The 17,491-nt window shown below is 44.7% G+C and carries 17 protein-coding genes; 16 read left to right on the top strand and 1 reads right to left on the bottom strand.

Annotation, left to right across the window (positions count from 1 at the left end; translation table 11 throughout):
* Positions 1-148: 148 nt before the first annotated feature.
* From ABR189_RS11065 to glgB, 14 genes are all read left to right on the top strand, one after another.
* Positions 149-766, top strand: a complete 618-nt coding sequence (locus tag ABR189_RS11065) for a DUF4294 domain-containing protein (RefSeq protein WP_354660549.1) — start codon at positions 149-151, stop codon at positions 764-766.
* 84 nt (positions 767-850) lie between these two features.
* Positions 851-1,354, top strand: coding sequence for a hypothetical protein (locus ABR189_RS11060; RefSeq protein WP_354660548.1), 504 nt, complete (start codon positions 851-853; stop codon positions 1,352-1,354).
* A gap of 92 nt (positions 1,355-1,446) precedes the next feature.
* Entirely contained in the window at positions 1,447-2,175 is a 729-nt protein-coding gene (bshB1, locus tag ABR189_RS11055) for a bacillithiol biosynthesis deacetylase BshB1 (protein ID WP_354660547.1), read from the top strand.
* Positions 2,176-2,197: 22 nt separating this feature from the next.
* On the top strand, positions 2,198-3,127 hold the full coding sequence (locus ABR189_RS11050) for a serine hydrolase (protein ID WP_354660546.1): 930 nt from the start codon (positions 2,198-2,200) through the stop codon (positions 3,125-3,127).
* Positions 3,128-3,647: 520 nt separating this feature from the next.
* On the top strand, positions 3,648-4,202 hold the full coding sequence (locus ABR189_RS11045; RefSeq protein WP_354660545.1) for a peroxiredoxin: 555 nt from the start codon (positions 3,648-3,650) through the stop codon (positions 4,200-4,202).
* A gap of 78 nt (positions 4,203-4,280) precedes the next feature.
* Positions 4,281-4,868 carry a carboxymuconolactone decarboxylase family protein gene (locus ABR189_RS11040; RefSeq protein WP_354660544.1) on the top strand — a complete coding sequence of 196 codons (588 nt, stop codon included), beginning with the start codon at positions 4,281-4,283 and terminating at the stop codon, positions 4,866-4,868.
* A gap of 193 nt (positions 4,869-5,061) precedes the next feature.
* Entirely contained in the window at positions 5,062-5,298 is a 237-nt protein-coding gene (gene rpmB, locus ABR189_RS11035) for a 50S ribosomal protein L28 (protein ID WP_354660543.1), read from the top strand.
* 32 nt (positions 5,299-5,330) lie between these two features.
* Positions 5,331-5,513: a 50S ribosomal protein L33 gene (rpmG, locus tag ABR189_RS11030; protein ID WP_354660542.1), complete on the top strand. Its 183-nt coding sequence runs from the start codon at positions 5,331-5,333 to the stop codon at positions 5,511-5,513.
* 98 nt (positions 5,514-5,611) lie between these two features.
* Positions 5,612-5,782 carry a DUF4295 domain-containing protein gene (locus ABR189_RS11025; protein ID WP_354660541.1) on the top strand — a complete coding sequence of 57 codons (171 nt, stop codon included), beginning with the start codon at positions 5,612-5,614 and terminating at the stop codon, positions 5,780-5,782.
* Positions 5,783-6,034: 252 nt separating this feature from the next.
* Positions 6,035-6,997 (top strand): signal recognition particle-docking protein FtsY, encoded by a 963-nt coding sequence (gene ftsY, locus ABR189_RS11020; RefSeq protein ID WP_354660540.1) that lies wholly within the window; start codon positions 6,035-6,037, stop codon positions 6,995-6,997.
* A gap of 247 nt (positions 6,998-7,244) precedes the next feature.
* Positions 7,245-8,123, top strand: coding sequence for a cupin-like domain-containing protein (locus tag ABR189_RS11015; protein WP_354660539.1), 879 nt, complete (start codon positions 7,245-7,247; stop codon positions 8,121-8,123).
* Positions 8,124-8,339: 216 nt separating this feature from the next.
* Positions 8,340-9,647, top strand: a complete 1,308-nt coding sequence (gene rimO / locus ABR189_RS11010; protein WP_354660538.1) for a 30S ribosomal protein S12 methylthiotransferase RimO — start codon at positions 8,340-8,342, stop codon at positions 9,645-9,647.
* Positions 9,648-9,800: 153 nt separating this feature from the next.
* Positions 9,801-11,570, top strand: a complete 1,770-nt coding sequence (locus ABR189_RS11005; protein ID WP_354660537.1) for a DEAD/DEAH box helicase — start codon at positions 9,801-9,803, stop codon at positions 11,568-11,570.
* A 100-nt stretch (positions 11,571-11,670) separates the two neighbouring features.
* Entirely contained in the window at positions 11,671-13,611 is a 1,941-nt protein-coding gene (gene glgB / locus ABR189_RS11000) for a 1,4-alpha-glucan branching protein GlgB (RefSeq protein WP_354660536.1), read from the top strand.
* 67 nt (positions 13,612-13,678) lie between these two features.
* Here the strand turns inward: glgB and ABR189_RS10995 are convergent, their stop codons facing one another.
* The gene (locus ABR189_RS10995) at positions 13,679-14,899 is read right to left on the bottom strand and encodes a tetratricopeptide repeat protein (RefSeq protein WP_354660535.1); all 1,221 of its coding nucleotides are present in this window, start codon (positions 14,897-14,899) and stop codon (positions 13,679-13,681) included.
* 225 nt (positions 14,900-15,124) lie between these two features.
* Between ABR189_RS10995 and ABR189_RS10990 the strand changes: the two genes are divergently transcribed.
* Together ABR189_RS10990 and ABR189_RS10985 are read left to right on the top strand one after the other, a co-directional pair.
* Positions 15,125-16,030 (top strand): DUF4382 domain-containing protein, encoded by a 906-nt coding sequence (locus ABR189_RS10990; protein ID WP_354660534.1) that lies wholly within the window; start codon positions 15,125-15,127, stop codon positions 16,028-16,030.
* A 109-nt stretch (positions 16,031-16,139) separates the two neighbouring features.
* The gene (locus ABR189_RS10985; protein WP_354660533.1) at positions 16,140-16,727 is read left to right on the top strand and encodes a toxin-antitoxin system YwqK family antitoxin; all 588 of its coding nucleotides are present in this window, start codon (positions 16,140-16,142) and stop codon (positions 16,725-16,727) included.
* The last annotated feature ends 764 nt before the right edge of the window (positions 16,728-17,491 follow it).

The raw sequence follows: 17,491 nt of genomic DNA, 5'->3' as shown, positions 1-17,491 counted from the left end.
CTCGCAGTTCATTGCTTATGGCTCATAGCTCTTCTCCGCTGCATTAAGCTAACAGCTAAAGGCTAAAAGCTAAAAGCTCTCTATTGCATACTCCCAAACTTTTTTTAACTTGTGGTAACTAAAACTCCGGGGAGTCCGTTAATATTATATGTGCCGCTTGCAAATATTTGTATTTTCCTTTGCTTTATTGGGTTGTGTTTCCTTATGCCAGCAGGCTAAGGCGCAACAGCAGGAGGCAGGCAAGCTTGCATTCCCGGCCGTAGTGGTAGGTACGGATACCATGGCCTCAATTACCCTTAAGATTTTTGAAGTAACAGAAAAATTGCCCCGCCGGCTGCGTAAAGAGCGGGAACGCTGGACCCGTCTGCGTAATGCGGTATATGTTACTTACCCCTATGCCAGATCAGCTGCGGTGGTACTGAAAGATGTAAATGCACAACTGGCAACGCTGTCAAACAAGCGGCAGCGTAAGGAATACCTGAATGCCAAAGAAAAAGAGATGAAAGCCGCTTTTGGGGATAAATTACAGAACTTGTCTGTATACCAGGGCAAAGTGCTGATGAAGCTGATAGACCGGGAAACGGGGGAGAACTGTTATGAGATCATCAAGGAATTGAAAGGAGGATTTAATGCCCGCGTATGGCAAACGGTCGCCTTTTTCTTTGGAGGGAACCTGAAAAGCGAGTATGATCTGCAGGAAGATAAAGACATTGAAGACATTGTGCAGGAATTGCAACTGTACCATTATTACCGGGCATATAATTAACCGGAACAGCGGAAAGCAGTATTGGTGTTACCCATGATAAAGCTGGCCCGCTTTTGGAAGCTCCGTAAAAGTAAAGTTGATCAAATGAAAGCAGGGTATTTTTCCTTTATAATATTATTGGTGAGTATATCGGTGAAGGCACAATCGGTAGAGTATATAAATACAGAACCGGTATATGTGCTGGACAGTGTGGTAGTAACAGAAGCGGCTATCAGTAAGCTGGGGCCTGATGCCATTGCGATCATTACCATTGCCAAGGGGAAGAAAGCGGTGGCGATGTATGGGGAACAGGCCGAAAATGGGGTCATCTATATGGAAACCAAACCATTTGCACGTAACCGTATTAACCGTTTGCTGAGTGCTTTTTCTCCTGATTACAATAAATTATTGCGGCAATACGGTAGTGACAGTACCTTCCAGTATATTGTGAATAATAAGCTGATGACTCCCACGGAGGAATCGCAATTGGTAGCCCTTGAAAAGAAGTCGCTGCTGGGAGTAGAGATTCTGGGACCCAAAAAACTGGAGGAGCAGTACCAGGTAACCGGCAAAAATGCAGGCGTGGTCATTAAAGCGCTGAGTGAATAATTCGTGATTCCTGATTTTTCCCCATCTTTGCCCTCTTATTTGTTGCAACACTTAAGCGTGGGCAATTCCTTTTTATAGATTAATTATAACGCATGAAATTAGATATACTGGCTTTAGCCGTGCATCCGGACGATGTGGAACTGTCTTGCGCGGGTACATTGATGGCACATGCCGCACAAGGCATGCAGGTAGGTGTAGTAGACCTGACCAGAGGAGAACTGGGTACAAGAGGCACCCCGGAATTAAGAGCTAAAGAAGCACAGGCGGCAGCCAAGGTAATGGGGCTGGCAGTACGTGAAAATCTGGAACTGGCAGATGGCTTTTTCAGGAATGATACGATGGAACAGATGGCGATTATTAAGGCCATCCGTAAGTTTCAGCCGGATATTGTGCTGGCCAATGCTATAGATGACCGGCATCCGGATCATGGCAGGGCGGCCAAGCTGATAGCCGACAGTTGTTTCCTGGCTGGCTTACGTAAGGTGGAAACCACCCTGGACGGGTTGCCGCAAACGGCCTGGCGCCCCAAGCAGGTATTTCACTTTATACAGGACCGCTACCATACCCCGGATTTTGTAGTAGATATTACCCCTTTCATAGAAAGGAAAATGGAAGCGATCAAGAGCTTCAGCTCCCAGTTTCTGGCTGCCCAGGACAATGAGCCGCAAACCTATATTTCTTCACCCGCCTTTTTTGATAGTGTGGTAAACCGCGACCGGATGCTGGGAAAGATGGTAGGGGTGCAGTATGCGGAAGGATATACCTCTGCAAAGATGGTAGGAATCCGCAGCTTTGCCGATCTGATCAACGAAGTAACCTGATCATCACTAAATAAGATTACCTATGACCCGTATTGCGCATGGCATCCTCTTGTGGTGCCTTTTAACCGGTATGCACGCCGTGGCACAGCATAAGATGCCAGGTGAAAAGGAAGATGCCCGTTTAAGGGCCATTCTAGCTCCCATGCTGGAGCAATTCCGTGGAGAGGCAGGTATTTATGTACACCATTTGCGTACAGGTAAAACAGTGGCTATCAATGCGGATACGATCTTTCCTACCGCCAGTATGGTGAAAATTCCTATTCTCCTGGGGGTATTTGATAAAATAGCTAAGGGCGAATTAGCATACAAGCAGGAGCTGATCTATAAAGATTCTTTGCTATACGAAGGGGAAGATATTCTGGGTTCCTTCAAAAGCGGGGAAAAGATCACCTTAGATAAAGTTATGATGCTCATGCTAACGATGAGCGATAATACCGCCAGCCTTTGGCTGCAATCCCTGGCCGGTGGGGGAGCAGTGATCAACCAATGGCTGGAGCAGCATGGGTTGAAGGATACACGTGTTAATTCCCGTACAAAGGGGAGAGAAGGCAACCGTAGTATCTATGGCTGGGGACAAACAACGCCGCGGGAAATGGCAGGATTAATGGCCCGTATTTATAAAGGTGAAATGGTGAATAAAGCTGCCAGTGAGCGTATGTACAGAAACCTGACCCGTAATCACTGGGATGCAGAAGGGCTGCAGCAAGTGCCACCGGATGTGCGTACCGCTTCTAAAAATGGTTGCGTGGATGAAGCCCGCTCGGAAGTGATCCTGGTAAATGCGCCACATGGGGATTATGTGTACTGTATCTGTACCAAGAATAATGTGGATCAAAGATGGAAGCGTGACAATGAAGCATGGGTGTTAATGCGGGCGGCAGGGCAGGCCATCTGGAAGCATTTTGAACCAAAAAGCAAATGGAGTCCCGATCCCGCTATGGGGCAGTTCTGATACGGTCAATGGAGAACCCGCTAAACATTAGATGAACAGATCCTGGGTAGCGTCAAATTCATCGTGTTTGTTGATGCTGTTTTTGATAAACGGAATCAAAGCAAGGCCCACCGTAAGAATTACTAAAAGTGCGTATTTAATTTTCATATCCTGTCTGAATTTTCTTCTGTATATATAACTAAATAGCGTGCCAAATTGTTACCGGAATCGGATTAAAAAGTTAAATTTCTTTCACACTTTTTTTAAAGCAGATGGATCCCGTCCGGGAGAAAACTACAGGCCCTTTACTGCCAGCGGATTAGGCATGGAAAATGTATAGATATCTGCAGGGTATATAGACAAACTCAATACCGCATTTTAAAAATCTATTTGCTTAATAGTGAATGTACAAGGATCTTTGCGGCGGATTTATAACAGCTGCGGATATCCGGCAGTAATTTTTGGAGGGAACGGAAAGGAGGGAGCCGGAGTATTATTTCGCAGGGCATTAAACAGCAACTTAAAAACAGAAATAAATAGCATGAAAAACGTAATCTTATCCGTAGGATCTGAATTTCCAGAGTTTAAAAAAACGGCTGTAGTATCAATTGAAAAAGGCAAAGAATTTTATGAACTGTCTTCCGAAGAATTGAAAGCTTCCGGCAAATGGATGGTAATGTTCTGGTGGCCTAAGGATTTCACCTTTGTTTGTCCTACCGAAATAGCTGAATTTAACAAGCACAACCAGGATTTCGTTGACCGCGACGCCATTCTGATCGGTGCATCTACCGATAGCGAATTTGTACACGCTGCATGGAGAAGAGATCATGAAGACCTGAGAGGTTTGCAATTCCCTATGCTGGCAGATACTTCCAAATCACTGGCGGAAGAGCTGGGTATCCTGGAAGCTAATGAAAAAGTAGCTTACCGTGCTACCTTCATCGTAGACCCACAAGGTATCATCCGTTGGGTTTCCCTGTATGACCTGTCTGTAGGCCGTAGCGTAAAAGAAGTACTGCGTGTACTGGATGCGCTGCAAACAGATGAGCTGTGCCCTTGCAACTGGCAGAAAGGGGAAGCTACATTAGCAGTATAATCTGATTTTATTTCCTGGTCCATAGCAGGTAGTCTTCCGGACCACCCGCTATGGACCTCAATTTTTATATAATATAATATGTTCGCAACAAATAACCAGGATACGGCTATCCAGGTATTACAGGCAGTAGGCCTGGTAGATACCCAGTTATCTACCCGCTTGCATGCGCTGGTAGCTACCGATGCCCGTTATCTGAAAGATCTGAAAATAAATATTACCAATGCACTGGGTGCAGCCACCCTTTCCAAAAAAGAAGCTTACCTGATAGGCCTGGCAGTAGCAGTCAACGAGAAGCACAGTGATCTGCACGCTGCTTTTGAAAAACTGGCGGTACAGGAAGGTGCTACAGATAAGGAAATAGCAGAAGTGATCAGCTGTACTTCCCTGATGAATGCCAATAACGTATTTTACCGTTTCCGGCATTTTGTGAATAAGGAGTTTTACACCAGCACCCCTGCGGGTATCCGGATGAGTATTATGGCCAACCCGGTTTTAGGGAAAGAGTTTTTTGAGCTGTTGAGCCTGGCAATATCCGCGCTGAATGGTTGCGAAATGTGTGTTACTTCTCATGAAGAAGCCGTATTGAAACATGGCACTGAGCCACAAAGGGTATTGGATGCGGTGAGATTGGTCGCTGTGTTAAGAAGTTTGATAGTTTTATTGTAAATATAATATAGCCGCTGAGTATCTATTATAATTACTTGGTTATAAGTATGTTGTAGTGGTATTTGGAGAGCTGGTTCATGCTAAAAGTATCCAAATAATTGGACATTTGCAGGTATTGTTAATAAAATCAATTGATAATATTTGTAAAATCCATAAAAAAATTGGACTTTTGCATTCCTTAAATTTTTAGATCATGGCAAGAGTATGTCAGGTGACAGGAAAGAAGCCAATTACAGGTCATCATGTTTCCTTCTCCAACATCAAAACAAAGAGAAGGTTTTTACCAAACCTGCAAAAGAAACGTTTTTTCCTGGCGGAAGAAGACAAGTGGATATCTTTAAAAATATCTGCTGATGGTATCAGAACCATTAATAAGAAAGGTTTGTATGCAGTAGTAAAAGAATTACGCGCTGCAGGCGAGCATATTTAATTTTGAAGGAATCACTCTAATTTGTATACACAATGGCAAAAAAAGGTAACAGGGTGCAGGTAATTCTGGAATGTACAGAGCATAAAAACTCTGGCTTACCCGGAACTTCTCGTTACATCACCAACAAGAATAAGAAAAACACACCTGAACGTGTGGAATTGAAGAAGTACAATCCTATTTTAAGGAAAGTAACTGTTCATAAAGAAATTAAGTAGTTTTAATAGTTAAACGTTAATTGTTAGTGCCACATTGAATGATGCCATTGACTGTTAACCGCTAACGATTAACAATTAACCAATAACTTATATAAGAAATGGCAAAAGCAGCTAAAACCGCGATCAAGAAGGATGCTAAAGCAGCAGCAGAAGCGAAAGTGTGGACTAAAGTGATCAGAGCGGTACGTTCTCCTAAATCAGGTGCATACACTTTCAAAGAAGCGATTGTGCACAAGGATAAAGTACAAGACTACATTAATCAAAAGTAATTCGGCTTTACTAATCATACTGCACGAAAGCTGTTCTTTGATAGGACAGCTTTTTGTGTTTGGTATAGGACCGTAAGTCAATAACCCAGGACGAACAACCGGGAAGAGCCGGTGGATGGCTGATAGCGATGCATATTTTAGTATCTTGTGCCCTATAACCATCCTTGGGGCTATTCAGTATAGCCTGCGGATTATCAAATAAACCCAACTATCCATGCACCGCTACTACGGTCATGGACCCAAAAAATTACTATGAGCTTTTTCAACAAACTATTTTCCCGCGAGAAGAAGGAAAGCCTGGATCAGGGATTACAGAAAACCAAGGATAACTTCCTGACCAAAATGGGACGTGCCATTGCAGGAAAGTCTACCGTGGATGCAGAAGTATTGGATAATCTGGAAGATGCATTGGTCTCGGCTGACGTGGGAGTAGACACAACTGTAAAGATCATAGACAGGATTGAACAAAGAGTGGCGAAAGATAAATACCTGGGAACCAGTGAATTGAACAGGATACTTCAAGAAGAGATTGCAGCACTACTGGTGGATGCACCGGATAGCGGGTTTAAAGACTTTGATGTGCCTGCCGGCAAGAAGCCTTATGTGATCATGGTAGTGGGTGTGAATGGGGTAGGCAAAACGACCACCATCGGTAAGTTGGCTTATAACTTTAAAAAGGCAGGCAAAACAGTGCTGCTGGGGGCAGCAGATACCTTCCGCGCTGCTGCGGTAGATCAGCTCACTATTTGGAGCGACCGGGTAGGGGTGCCCATCGTAAAGCAACAAATGGGATCCGATCCGGGGGCTGTAGCGTTTGATACCGTTCAAAGCGGCGCCGCAAGAGAAGTGGATGTGATCATTATTGATACTGCGGGCCGTTTGCATAACAAAGCGCACCTGATGGACGAGCTGAGTAAGATAAAGCGGGTAATGAAGAAGGTAATCCCGGATGCGCCACATGAGGTGCTGCTGGTTCTGGATGGCTCTACCGGACAAAATGCCCTGGAACAGGCAAAACAGTTTACTGCTGCTACAGAAGTAACTTCACTGGCCATTACCAAATTAGATGGTACCGCCAAAGGTGGGGTAGTACTGGCCATCGCCAGCCAGTTTAAAATACCGGTTAAATATATTGGTATTGGCGAAAGAATGGAAGATTTACAAGTGTTTAATAAAGAAGAATTTGTAGATTCTTTGTTTAGTTTAAATGATTGATTATGAGATAAAAAGAAATGACACTTATTGTCTTTCTTTAAGCATACTTAAAGTATTACTTTAGATAAAGAGTGCCATACCGGTGCTCTTTATTTATTTAACTCCTCCTCCCACATCATGGTTCGATATTTGGAGTAACTGTTTGCAGAAGAGGTCAGCAATTGTGCATATTTTTTTTTGTTGGTGATTGCTGCCATTGTTTAAATTTGGTAATAGTTGTTTCTTCCTCTTTTTACAATTCGTTATTATGAATGTTCAAGCCATAGACCGAGTTGAAAATATTACCCCCGAAGCATTTAAGCAACAATATTATGATCCGCGCAAGCCGGTGGTCATCTCCGGGCTGAGTAAGCACTGGCCCGCCAGGGAAAAGTGGACCTGGGATTATTTTAAATCCATTCTGGGTAATGAAATAGTAGGCGTATATAATAATGAGAGGGCTGGTGCCAAAACATTGGTAAATGGTGCTGACGACTATATTTCCTTTGGGAGATACCTGGATATGATCCAGCAGGGCCCGGTCAAACTGCGTATTTTCCTCTTTAATATGTTTCAGCATGCTCCTCAGCTGGTAAAGGACATTACCTGGCCGGACGAACTGGCAAAGGGATTCCTGAAAAAGTACCCGATGTTATTTGTGGGAGGGGCCGGTTCTGTGGCACATATGCATTACGATATTGACCTGTCGCACATCTTTCATACACAGTTCATTGGCCGCAAGCGGGTATTATTGCTCGAAAATAATCAGTCACCCTACATTTACAGGATGCCACTCACGGTAGAGAGTGCTGCCAGTTTTGTCAACTGGCATGAAAAGCTGGACACCGCAGCCTTTCCGGCCCTGGCTTATGCCAGGGGATATACTACCATCCTGGAGCATGGGGATATGATGTTTATGCCTGCCGGTTACTGGCATCATATGGAGTACCTGGATGGCGGCTTTGCTATGAGCTTGCGGGCATTGGACCAAACACTGACCGGAAAACTGAATGGGTTATACCATCTGGTGGGGTTGCGGGGGATGAATAATCTCCTGATTAAACTGGCTCCGCAGTGGTGGTATCACTATAAACGCCGGGTAGCCAGAAAACGGGCCGACCGTTTATTAAATCATAGGGTAGGGTAATGTTATTTTTTCCACATTTTCTGACAAATCTCAGTTTTTGATTGATAATTCATTATTTATACTTACCTTTGCACCTTCCAAATTAACCCCCACTAAGGCTCAAAGTCACATACAGTAAGTCTGCTGTTTAATTCAATTCGTGTCTGTGTGTCTTCGTGGCGGTAAGCGGTATAATAACTAAATAGGTATTGTCCGCATGCTCTAAAACATTCGCCCTTGAAGACGAAAACTTTAAAGAAAGACAAAGTTAATATTATTACACTTGGTTGTTCCAAGAACATGGTGGATTCAGAAGTACTCAGCGGTCAGTTGCTGGCCAATGATATTGATGTAGTACACGAAAGTGCCAAACGTGATCATAATATAGTAGTGGTAAATACCTGCGGTTTTATAGATAAAGCCAAGGAGGAGTCTATCAATACCATATTAGAACAGGTAGAGCTGAAGCAGAGAGGGAAGCTGGATAAGGTATACGTTACCGGTTGTTTGAGTGAGCGGTACCGTGGCGACCTGGAATCAGAAGTAGGTGGGGTGGATGCCTGGTTTGGTACCATGGAATTACCATTATTACTCAAAAAATTAGAAGCAGATTATAAAGCAGAGTTGGTAGGTGAGCGTTTGTTGAGCACCCCTTCACACTATGCTTATTTAAAGATAGCAGAAGGCTGTAACCGCACCTGCTCTTTTTGTGCTATCCCACTGATGCGTGGCACTCATGTGTCCCGGCCCATTGAGGATCTGGTACTGGAGGCAGAAAAGCTGGTTAAGTCTGGTGTAAAGGAGATAATGCTGATTGCGCAGGAACTTACCTATTATGGTCTGGACTTGTATAAAAAGCGCCGCCTGGGCGATTTACTCCGTGCACTGGCAGGTATACAAGGACTGGAATGGATTAAGCTGCATTATGCTTACCCCACCAAATTTCCGATGGACATCCTGGACGTCATGAACGAGTTTCCCAACATCTGTAACTACCTGGATATGCCTTTGCAACATGCGTCCAACGCTATGTTAAAAGCAATGAAGCGCCAGATCACCCGGGAAGAAATAGAAGAACTGGTACATAACATCCGCGAAAAAGTGCCTGGTATTTGTTTAAGGACCACTTTGATTGCCGGTTTTCCGGGTGAAACCCTGGAAGATGTGGAGGAATTAAAGCAGTTCCTGGAAAGAATGCGGTTTGACCGGGTAGGGGTATTTACCTACAGCCATGAAGAAGGGACCAGTGCTTATGGATTGGAAGATGATGTGCCCGCAGCGGAAAAAGAACGGAGAGCGCAGGAAATCATGGAAGTACAGCAGGAAATCTCCCTGGAAAAGAACCAGGAAAAAGTAGGGCAGATCTTTAAAGTAATAGTAGATAAAAAAGAAGCCGGCCGCTATCTCGGCCGTACTGAATTTGACTCTGTGGAAGTAGATAATGAAGTGATCATCAATACCACCAAACGCCTGAAACCAGGAACGTTTGTACAGGTGAAGATTACCAAAGCATTTGATTACGACCTGGAGGGGGAATTAATATAGAGGTGTTAGCTATTAGCCGTTAGCATTTAGCTTTCGGCAGGATGAACTGCTAACAACTGATATAAACAATAAAAATAGGCAACTAATAGCTAACGGCTAATAGCTAATAGCTTTCACACTATAGCTCCCGACGGAGCTTGTTAATGCAAATCAATGACTACATTCGAATCACTGGGCTTAAATGAGCCTCTTTTGAAAGGAATCCAGGACCTGGGTTTTACATCTCCGACGCCGATACAGGAAAAAGCAATCCCCGTATTGCTGGGTGGCGACAGGGATTTTGTTGGGTTAGCCCAGACGGGCACCGGTAAAACAGCCGCTTTTGGCTTGCCTTTACTGCACCAGCTGGATGTTAAAGTACGGCAGCCACAGGGGCTGATATTATGCCCTACCCGTGAGCTTTGCCTGCAGATTACCAGCGATCTTAAAAATTTTAGCAAATACCTGGGCGATGTCAACATCGTAGCGGTATATGGCGGTTCCAGTATTGTACAACAACTGCGCGATCTGAAAAGAGGGGCACAGGTGGTAGTAGCAACGCCCGGCCGTTTGCTGGATATTATTGAGCGTAAAGCCATCAACTTTGACAATGTACGCTATGCGATACTGGACGAGGCGGATGAAATGCTGAATATGGGCTTCCAGGAAGATATTAACAGTATCCTGTCTAATACCCCTGAAACCAAAACTACCTGGTTATTCTCGGCTACTATGCCCCAGGAAGTACGCCGTATTTCCAAAAAATATATGACCGATCCGTTTGAGCTGACCGTAGGTAGCAAAAACACCGGTAATGCCAATATTGAGCATGAATATTACGTGGTACGCCCCCGTGATAAGTATGCTGCACTGAAACGTATCGTGGACTACAATCCGGATATCTTCAGTATCATCTTTACCCGTACTAAAATAGAAACACAGGAAATTGCGGAATCACTGATCCGTGACGGATATAATGCGGATGCTATTCATGGGGATCTTACCCAGCAACAGCGGGATAAGGTAATGAAGCGGTTCCGTGAAAAAGCAATTCAGATACTGGTGGCTACTGATGTGGCTGCCCGTGGTATCGACGTTGATAATGTTACACACGTTATCAATTACGAGCTGCCTGATGATGTGGAAAACTACACCCACCGTAGCGGCCGTACTGCCAGAGCTGGTAAATCCGGTATCTCTATTGCGATCGTAAGTGCCCGTGATCTTGGTAAAATCCGCCAGATCGAAAGGACGCTGGGTAAGAAATTTACAAAAGCTGAAGTACCTGATGGATTTGCAGTTTGTGAAAAGAAGCTATTCAGCCTGGTACATAAAGTACATAACGTAACAGTAAATGAAGACCAGATAGAGCCGTACCTGGAGCGTATCAACGAAGAGTTTGCCAGCATGTCAAAAGAAGAGCTGATCAAACGCTTCGCATCCCTGGAATTTAACCAATTCCTGGAGTACTACCAGAATGCACCTGATCTGAATGCGAAAGAAGACAGACGTGACCGTGCTTTTGGTGATGAAAATACCATGAGCAGAGGTTATGGTAAGTTTACCCGCCTGTTCATTAACCTGGGATCCGTAGATGATCTTAACAGGGGAGATATGCTGCGCTACCTTTGTGATACCACCGGTTTGCGTGGTAATAAGATTGGCCGCATTGACCTGAAAGGTGTTTATTCTTTCTTTGAAGTGGAAAATGATGTGGTAGACCAGGTAACGCAAAGCTTTAAAACAGCAGAGTACAACGGCAGAAGCGTACGTATCGAAATGTCTCAGGACGGCGATAAACGCAGAAGCGGTGGCGGTGGGCGCCGGGACGATGGCCCACGCAGAAGAACCTGGAGCGGCGGAGAAGGTGGTGAGCGCAGAAGCTATAGCGACAGACGCGAATCATCCGGTGGTTCCAGACCTCCTTTTAAGCGTAAATACTAATCAGTATTTCAGATATTAAAAAAGCTACCGTCAGGTAGCTTTTTTTTTGCCTTAATTAAACTATCTTGTTACTATTCACCTCAATCTAATAATGCCTCATATGACAGGAGATACTTACCGTCAGCTACAGCCTGTAGAGCCTTTTTCTCTGTTTTCTGCCAAAGATATCCAGCTGTTCCAGGAGGGTACGCATAGCAGGCTATACGAAAAATTCGGGGCTCATTTTCTGGAATATGAGGGGGTAAAAGGAACGTATTTTGCGGTATGGGCACCCAATGCGGCCTATGTTGCGGTAATGGGGGATTTTAACGGATGGAGCCATTATACACATACGCTGTTCCCCCGATGGGACAATTCCGGTATATGGGAAGGTTTCATTCCCAAGGTAGGTGCCGGTTGCTTATATAAATACTTTATCCGTTCGCACACGGGGGAAGAACTGCAAAAAGGAGACCCTTTTGCTCATTACTGGGAACTCCGGCCCAAAACGGCTTCTATTGCGCATGGACTGCAGCACCAATGGAAAGATAAGAAATGGATGGAGCGCCGCGCACAGCATAACAGCCTGCAAAGCCCCTTCTCCGTATATGAGGTACACCTGGGCTCCTGGCGCCGGCCGGATCCGTCTAATCATGAAGTATTTTATTCCTATACAGAGATTGCCACTATGCTGGTACCTTATGTTAAGGAAATGGGATTTACACACGTAGAGCTGATGCCGGTGATGGAACATCCCTTTGATGGTTCCTGGGGATACCAGGGTACCGGCTTTTATGCGCCTACTTCCCGGTATGGTACCCCGCAGGACTTTATGCGGATGATAGAAGCCTTCCACCAGGAAGGGATAGGGGTAATACTCGACTGGGTGCCTTCCCATTTTCCGTATGATGCTCATGGCTTGTTCCGGTTTGATGGATCACATACTTATGAATATGCTGATATGCGGAAAGGGTATCACCCCGACTGGAACAGCTATATTTTCAATTATGGGAGAAATGAAGTCCGGTCTTTCTTACTGAGCAATGCACTTTTCTGGCTGGATAAATTTCATATTGACGGGCTAAGGGTGGATGCCGTAGCCTCTATGATTCACCTCAATTACTCAAGGGAAGTAGGCCAATGGGAACCTAATGAACAGGGAGGGCACGAAAACCTGGAAGCGATCAGTTTTTTAAAACACCTGAACGAAACGATTTATCAGCAATTCCCGGATGTACAAACCATAGCGGAAGAGTCAACGTCTTTTTATGGGGTATCCAGACCCACTTTTATGGGTGGCCTGGGTTTTGGAATGAAGTGGATGATGGGCTGGATGAATGATACACTGGCCTATTTTAAAAGAGACCCTTTGCATCGCAAATGGCATCAGAACCAGCTTACCTTTAGCAGTGTGTATATGTTCAGCGAAAACTTTATGCTTCCGCTGAGTCATGATGAAGTAGTGCATGGCAAGTCTCCCATGATTTACAAAATGCCGGGAGATGAATGGCAGAAGTTTGCCAACCTGCGTTTAATGTACGGTTATATGTTTACCCATCCGGGTACTAAGCTGCTGTTCATGGGAGCAGAGTTTGCCCAGACCCAGGAATGGAATTTCAAGTCCGAGCTGGAATGGCACCTGTTAAAGTTTGCCCCCCACCAGGGTATACAGCAGTTTGTAAAGGATATTAATAAACTATACAGAACAGAACCGGCCTTATATATCAAACAGTTTGAACAGGATGGCTTTGAGTGGGTAAGCACAGCCGATCATGACAATAGTATACTGGCTTATCTGCGTAAAGGAACAAAAAGGGAGGACACCTTGCTGGTGGTATTGAATATGACCCCTGTAGCACATGAGCATTATTTGCTGGGGACTAACACAGCCGGTACCTGGAAAGAATTGTTTAACAGCGATGACCCTGTTTATTATGGCAGTGGTGTCCTTAATACCAGCCCCCTTACTACACAAAAACAGCCCTATAATGGAAAGGAATATACCCTGTTATTACGCCTGCCACCTCTGGGAGCGCTGATCATGAAGCTGCAAAAACAGTAGCCCCTGCAACTTACGGTTGGTGGCCAGGGTATCAGCTGTAATGATGCGTAATATGCTGAGCCAGGTATTACCCCAGCTTTTCATTTTTAAGATATTGCAGCCATTGCTGTGCAAATTCATTCTCCGGTTCCAGCGCCAATGTTTGTTCAAAAGCAGCTGCAGCCTGAGGAAACCGGTCCATATGGAAAAACAGGATGGCCCTGTTCAGGTGCACAAAAGCATTTTCAGGCGCGTTGGCCAGTGCAGCATCATAGCAGGCCAGTGCTTTTTCATATTGTTGGAGCAACATCCAGGCAGAGCCCTGATTGACTAACAAACCCGTATCATTTGGTGCAAGCGTTAAGCCCTGTGCCGCATATTCCAGCGCTGTTTTCAGTTGGCCGTCTATACTTGCCTGCAGCTGTTCATTCCCTCCCTGATCTTCCAGTTCGGCAATTGCGGTGTTCACTTCCTGCAAAATCCGCGCAACTTCCCGCTCATACCAGGCCGCACTTTTTTCTACCTTTTCTGAAAATGGTATTTCATCCAGATTGATCTCCGGTTCTTCATCAGCGGTAGCTTTCATCAAACCCAGGGCCGGTGCATACCACCATTGACAAAAGTCGCCAAAAGAACCGCCATCCGGAAGCTCATCTGCTGGAGGCAGCCCTTCCGCAAAAATGGCCTCATTGCTTACTACCAGGTCCAATACTGCTTTCAGGTCAGTATTGGCAGCCATATCATCCTCCTCATCTTCCTGCATGATAATGTAAGGTATCAGCTGGTACCACATGGCTAATAAGGCTTTATCCTGCTGCGCGGCTGCCGCTTTTGCTATTATAAGGGCCAAAGTAGTAACAGGTATTACCTGTGGAGGCCGGGCATCTTTACCCTGCAGTTTTTTGCTGTCTACCAGGCTTTTCCAGAGTATACTGCCGGCGTCTGCATAAAGGAGGTAGGTGGATTGAGCCTGGTCAAAACTGGCATAACCGGCCACAGGGTTATGATCGCTGTCCCATTTTTTCTGAGGGAATTCATATATAAAGCTAAACTTCTGAGCAGCTGCCAGTTGGTCAAAATAGGCTTTGTTTTTGGGGTAAGCGGGGTGATCGGTAATAGGTAAGGTGTAAACAAAGCGGTGTTTGATCAGGATATCCATGACCCGGAAATGGGTGAAGCCCGTATCAAATTGTTCCTGCAGGCAATACAGGTTATAAAAAAGGCTTCTGCAGTCAGGAGAGGAAGGTGAACTTTTGTCCAGGCAATAAACGGACATTTCTACCAGTGTTTCAATTTCATGCATAGCCATAATTCCAGCGCTTTTGTGTTGAGCCGCAAAACTAGGAATTATTTTTGTGTGCATTAAACCTTTCGGGTTGGCCTGCATCTAAAAAGTGCCGTTTCCCTGGGCTATAGCCAACAGCCTGATTGCAATAAGATCACCAGGATAAACGTTTTAGATAGTTATAAGTGTATTTCAGCCAAAGCCATTTTCAAGTATTCCAATCACTTATCTAAAAAAAACCATTTATTTATGAAAAGCTACCTCAGAAAATGGAGTATGCCACTGGCGTTTCTCACGTTTGTGCTGCTCATTGTACACGCTTGCAGAAAAGATGAGTCTGCCTCACAAACCACCCCACCCGGAAAACAAAAAGTAAGCCTTTTTCTGTCAGATGATCCTGGTTATTTTGACAAGGTATTGCTTGACATCCGTAAAGTGGAAGTGCTGGTAGACACCTGTTCACATGACGGTGACAATGATGATTGGGACGATAAAGACCGCTGCTGGTGGGACGAAGATCGTCGTGATGATCATGATCGCCGTGATAAAGACACCTGTAATGTGTGGGATTCCCTGGCTATCAGACCAGGTGTGTATGACTTGTTAACCCTGCGCAATGGTACCGATACGTTACTGGCAAATGGCCTCGTAACCAAAGGCTCCCTGAAGCAAATCCGTATTACGATAGGCGACCAGAATTCATTGGTCAAAGACAGCATCTCCTATCCGCTGAAAGCGCTCAAAGGACAGTCCAAAATTATTGTAAGGGTACGGCATAACGAATGGGATGAGTTGTCGCCGGATAACCTGCGCCTGTGGCTCGACTTTGATATCCAACGTTCCATTATCCAGGTAAGACACGGGCAGTTTATTCTGCGTCCTTACATCACCGTGTTTACTATCCTGAAAATGGGAAGCCTTTCCGGAAGGGTTACTCCTATGGAGGCCTTCCCGGTAATTTCTGTGTTTAATAACACCGATACTTTGTATGCCCTGCCATGGAGAGGCGGAGAATTTAAAGTACGTGGTATTAAAACAGGCAGCTATAGTGTATTTGTAAATGCATCCAATGGCTACCAGGACACAACGCTCACCGATGTGAAAATAGACAGGGGAAAAGATACGCAGCTCGGCACGATTACATTGCATAAATAGCGCAACATTATTCCTGAAGGTGGAAAGTACGTGACGGCTAAAAGCCACGGCTTTCCACCTTTTAATTTACTTATGATTAAAATGTTTAAATTGAGTAAAATTCACGTGCATGCAAAAGTTGTTATTATTGTTATGCTTACAGGGAAGTATACTGGGCGTATTTGCACAGGGAAAAGGAGTATCACAGGCAAAACCGGATGGAAAATATAAAGAGGAAGTGGCAGGCGTAAGGGGAGAACCAGGATATACCTGGGAAGGTACCTATAAGAACGGGCGTAAGGAAGGCGTCTGGATTAAAACATCTACCATTGGTAATGTGATGGCGGAAGAAACCTATAAGAATAATGTACTGGATGGCCTGGCAAAATATTATTACCCCAATGGCAAACCCAGTGCTGAAGGTATGTTTTTGTCTACCGAAGTGGAAGGACAGCGGGATACTGTCCGGGTGATAGACCCCATCTCCGGAGAAGAAACGCGCAGGGAAATTATCCGTATGGGCAACTCGGTAAGAAATGGAGTATGGAAACTCTATGATGAGGAAACCGGCAAGATGTTTAAGGAATACTACAAACGCGGAGAAATTGTAACACCGGATGAGTTGGGAGAAACACCTCCCGAAACCCCAGCCCAACCTGCTGGCACACCGCTGCACTTGCCTCATGAACAAACAGGAGGGAAGAAGAAAAAAGGTTAACCTCTTATTAAATTTATTGCCCTCGCGTTTATTAGCATGCAGCATTCACGGAAAAGCGTATGAACTGGTAGGTGCTTATTCATTAGCATGCAGCCCCATCTGCAGGAAGCACGTATAAATACTTGTTTTTTAAAATGAGTAAAAAAACGGATGTCTTCCGGCTATTTTGTTGTAATTTTATCTGGAGAGATCATAAGGAGTACCCTCATCCTTAGTGTATCGCATAACCATATTAACCGTAATAACCATAGTAACCAGAGACCCTTTAAATTGTTTGTAATGAAGATCCATAAGTACCGTCGCAGCAATTATCATCAGAGTATGGCTTTCCTGTATCGTTTTATTTTTACCCTGCTCATCTTTTGTGCACTGATATCTTTCGTGTTCATGACTATTTATTACTAGTCATAAAGGATTATTATACGCAAGCCTGATAGGTCTGTAATACTGGTGTATTGCGGCTTTAGGAAGAACTGCTGCGTGTAGTTATCACCGCATGTGAAGCGGCAGGTATTGCTGTGCATGTATCATCGCACGATAGTAAGCGTTGATTTTACACAGTTTAAGCATAAAGGCTGATGCTTCGAAATGGCCTGTGGTAAAGGGATTGGGAGGTAGGCCGTGTAATGTGCGTTTCGTTCTTGCTGCTGCACGCCATTCATTTCGTTCATTTTAGCCATTCAACTGCAGAACACTTTGCGCAAAGTAATTAACAAAGTAAATTTGATTCAACTCTAAAGTTGGCATAGGTTATGAAAAGGCAC

This window comes from Chitinophaga sp. H8, assembly GCF_040567655.1.
Lineage (GTDB): Bacteria > Bacteroidota > Bacteroidia > Chitinophagales > Chitinophagaceae > Chitinophaga > Chitinophaga defluvii.
The sequence above is the reverse complement of the archived record's forward strand: the minus strand, read 5'-3'. Positions and strand labels throughout refer to the sequence as shown.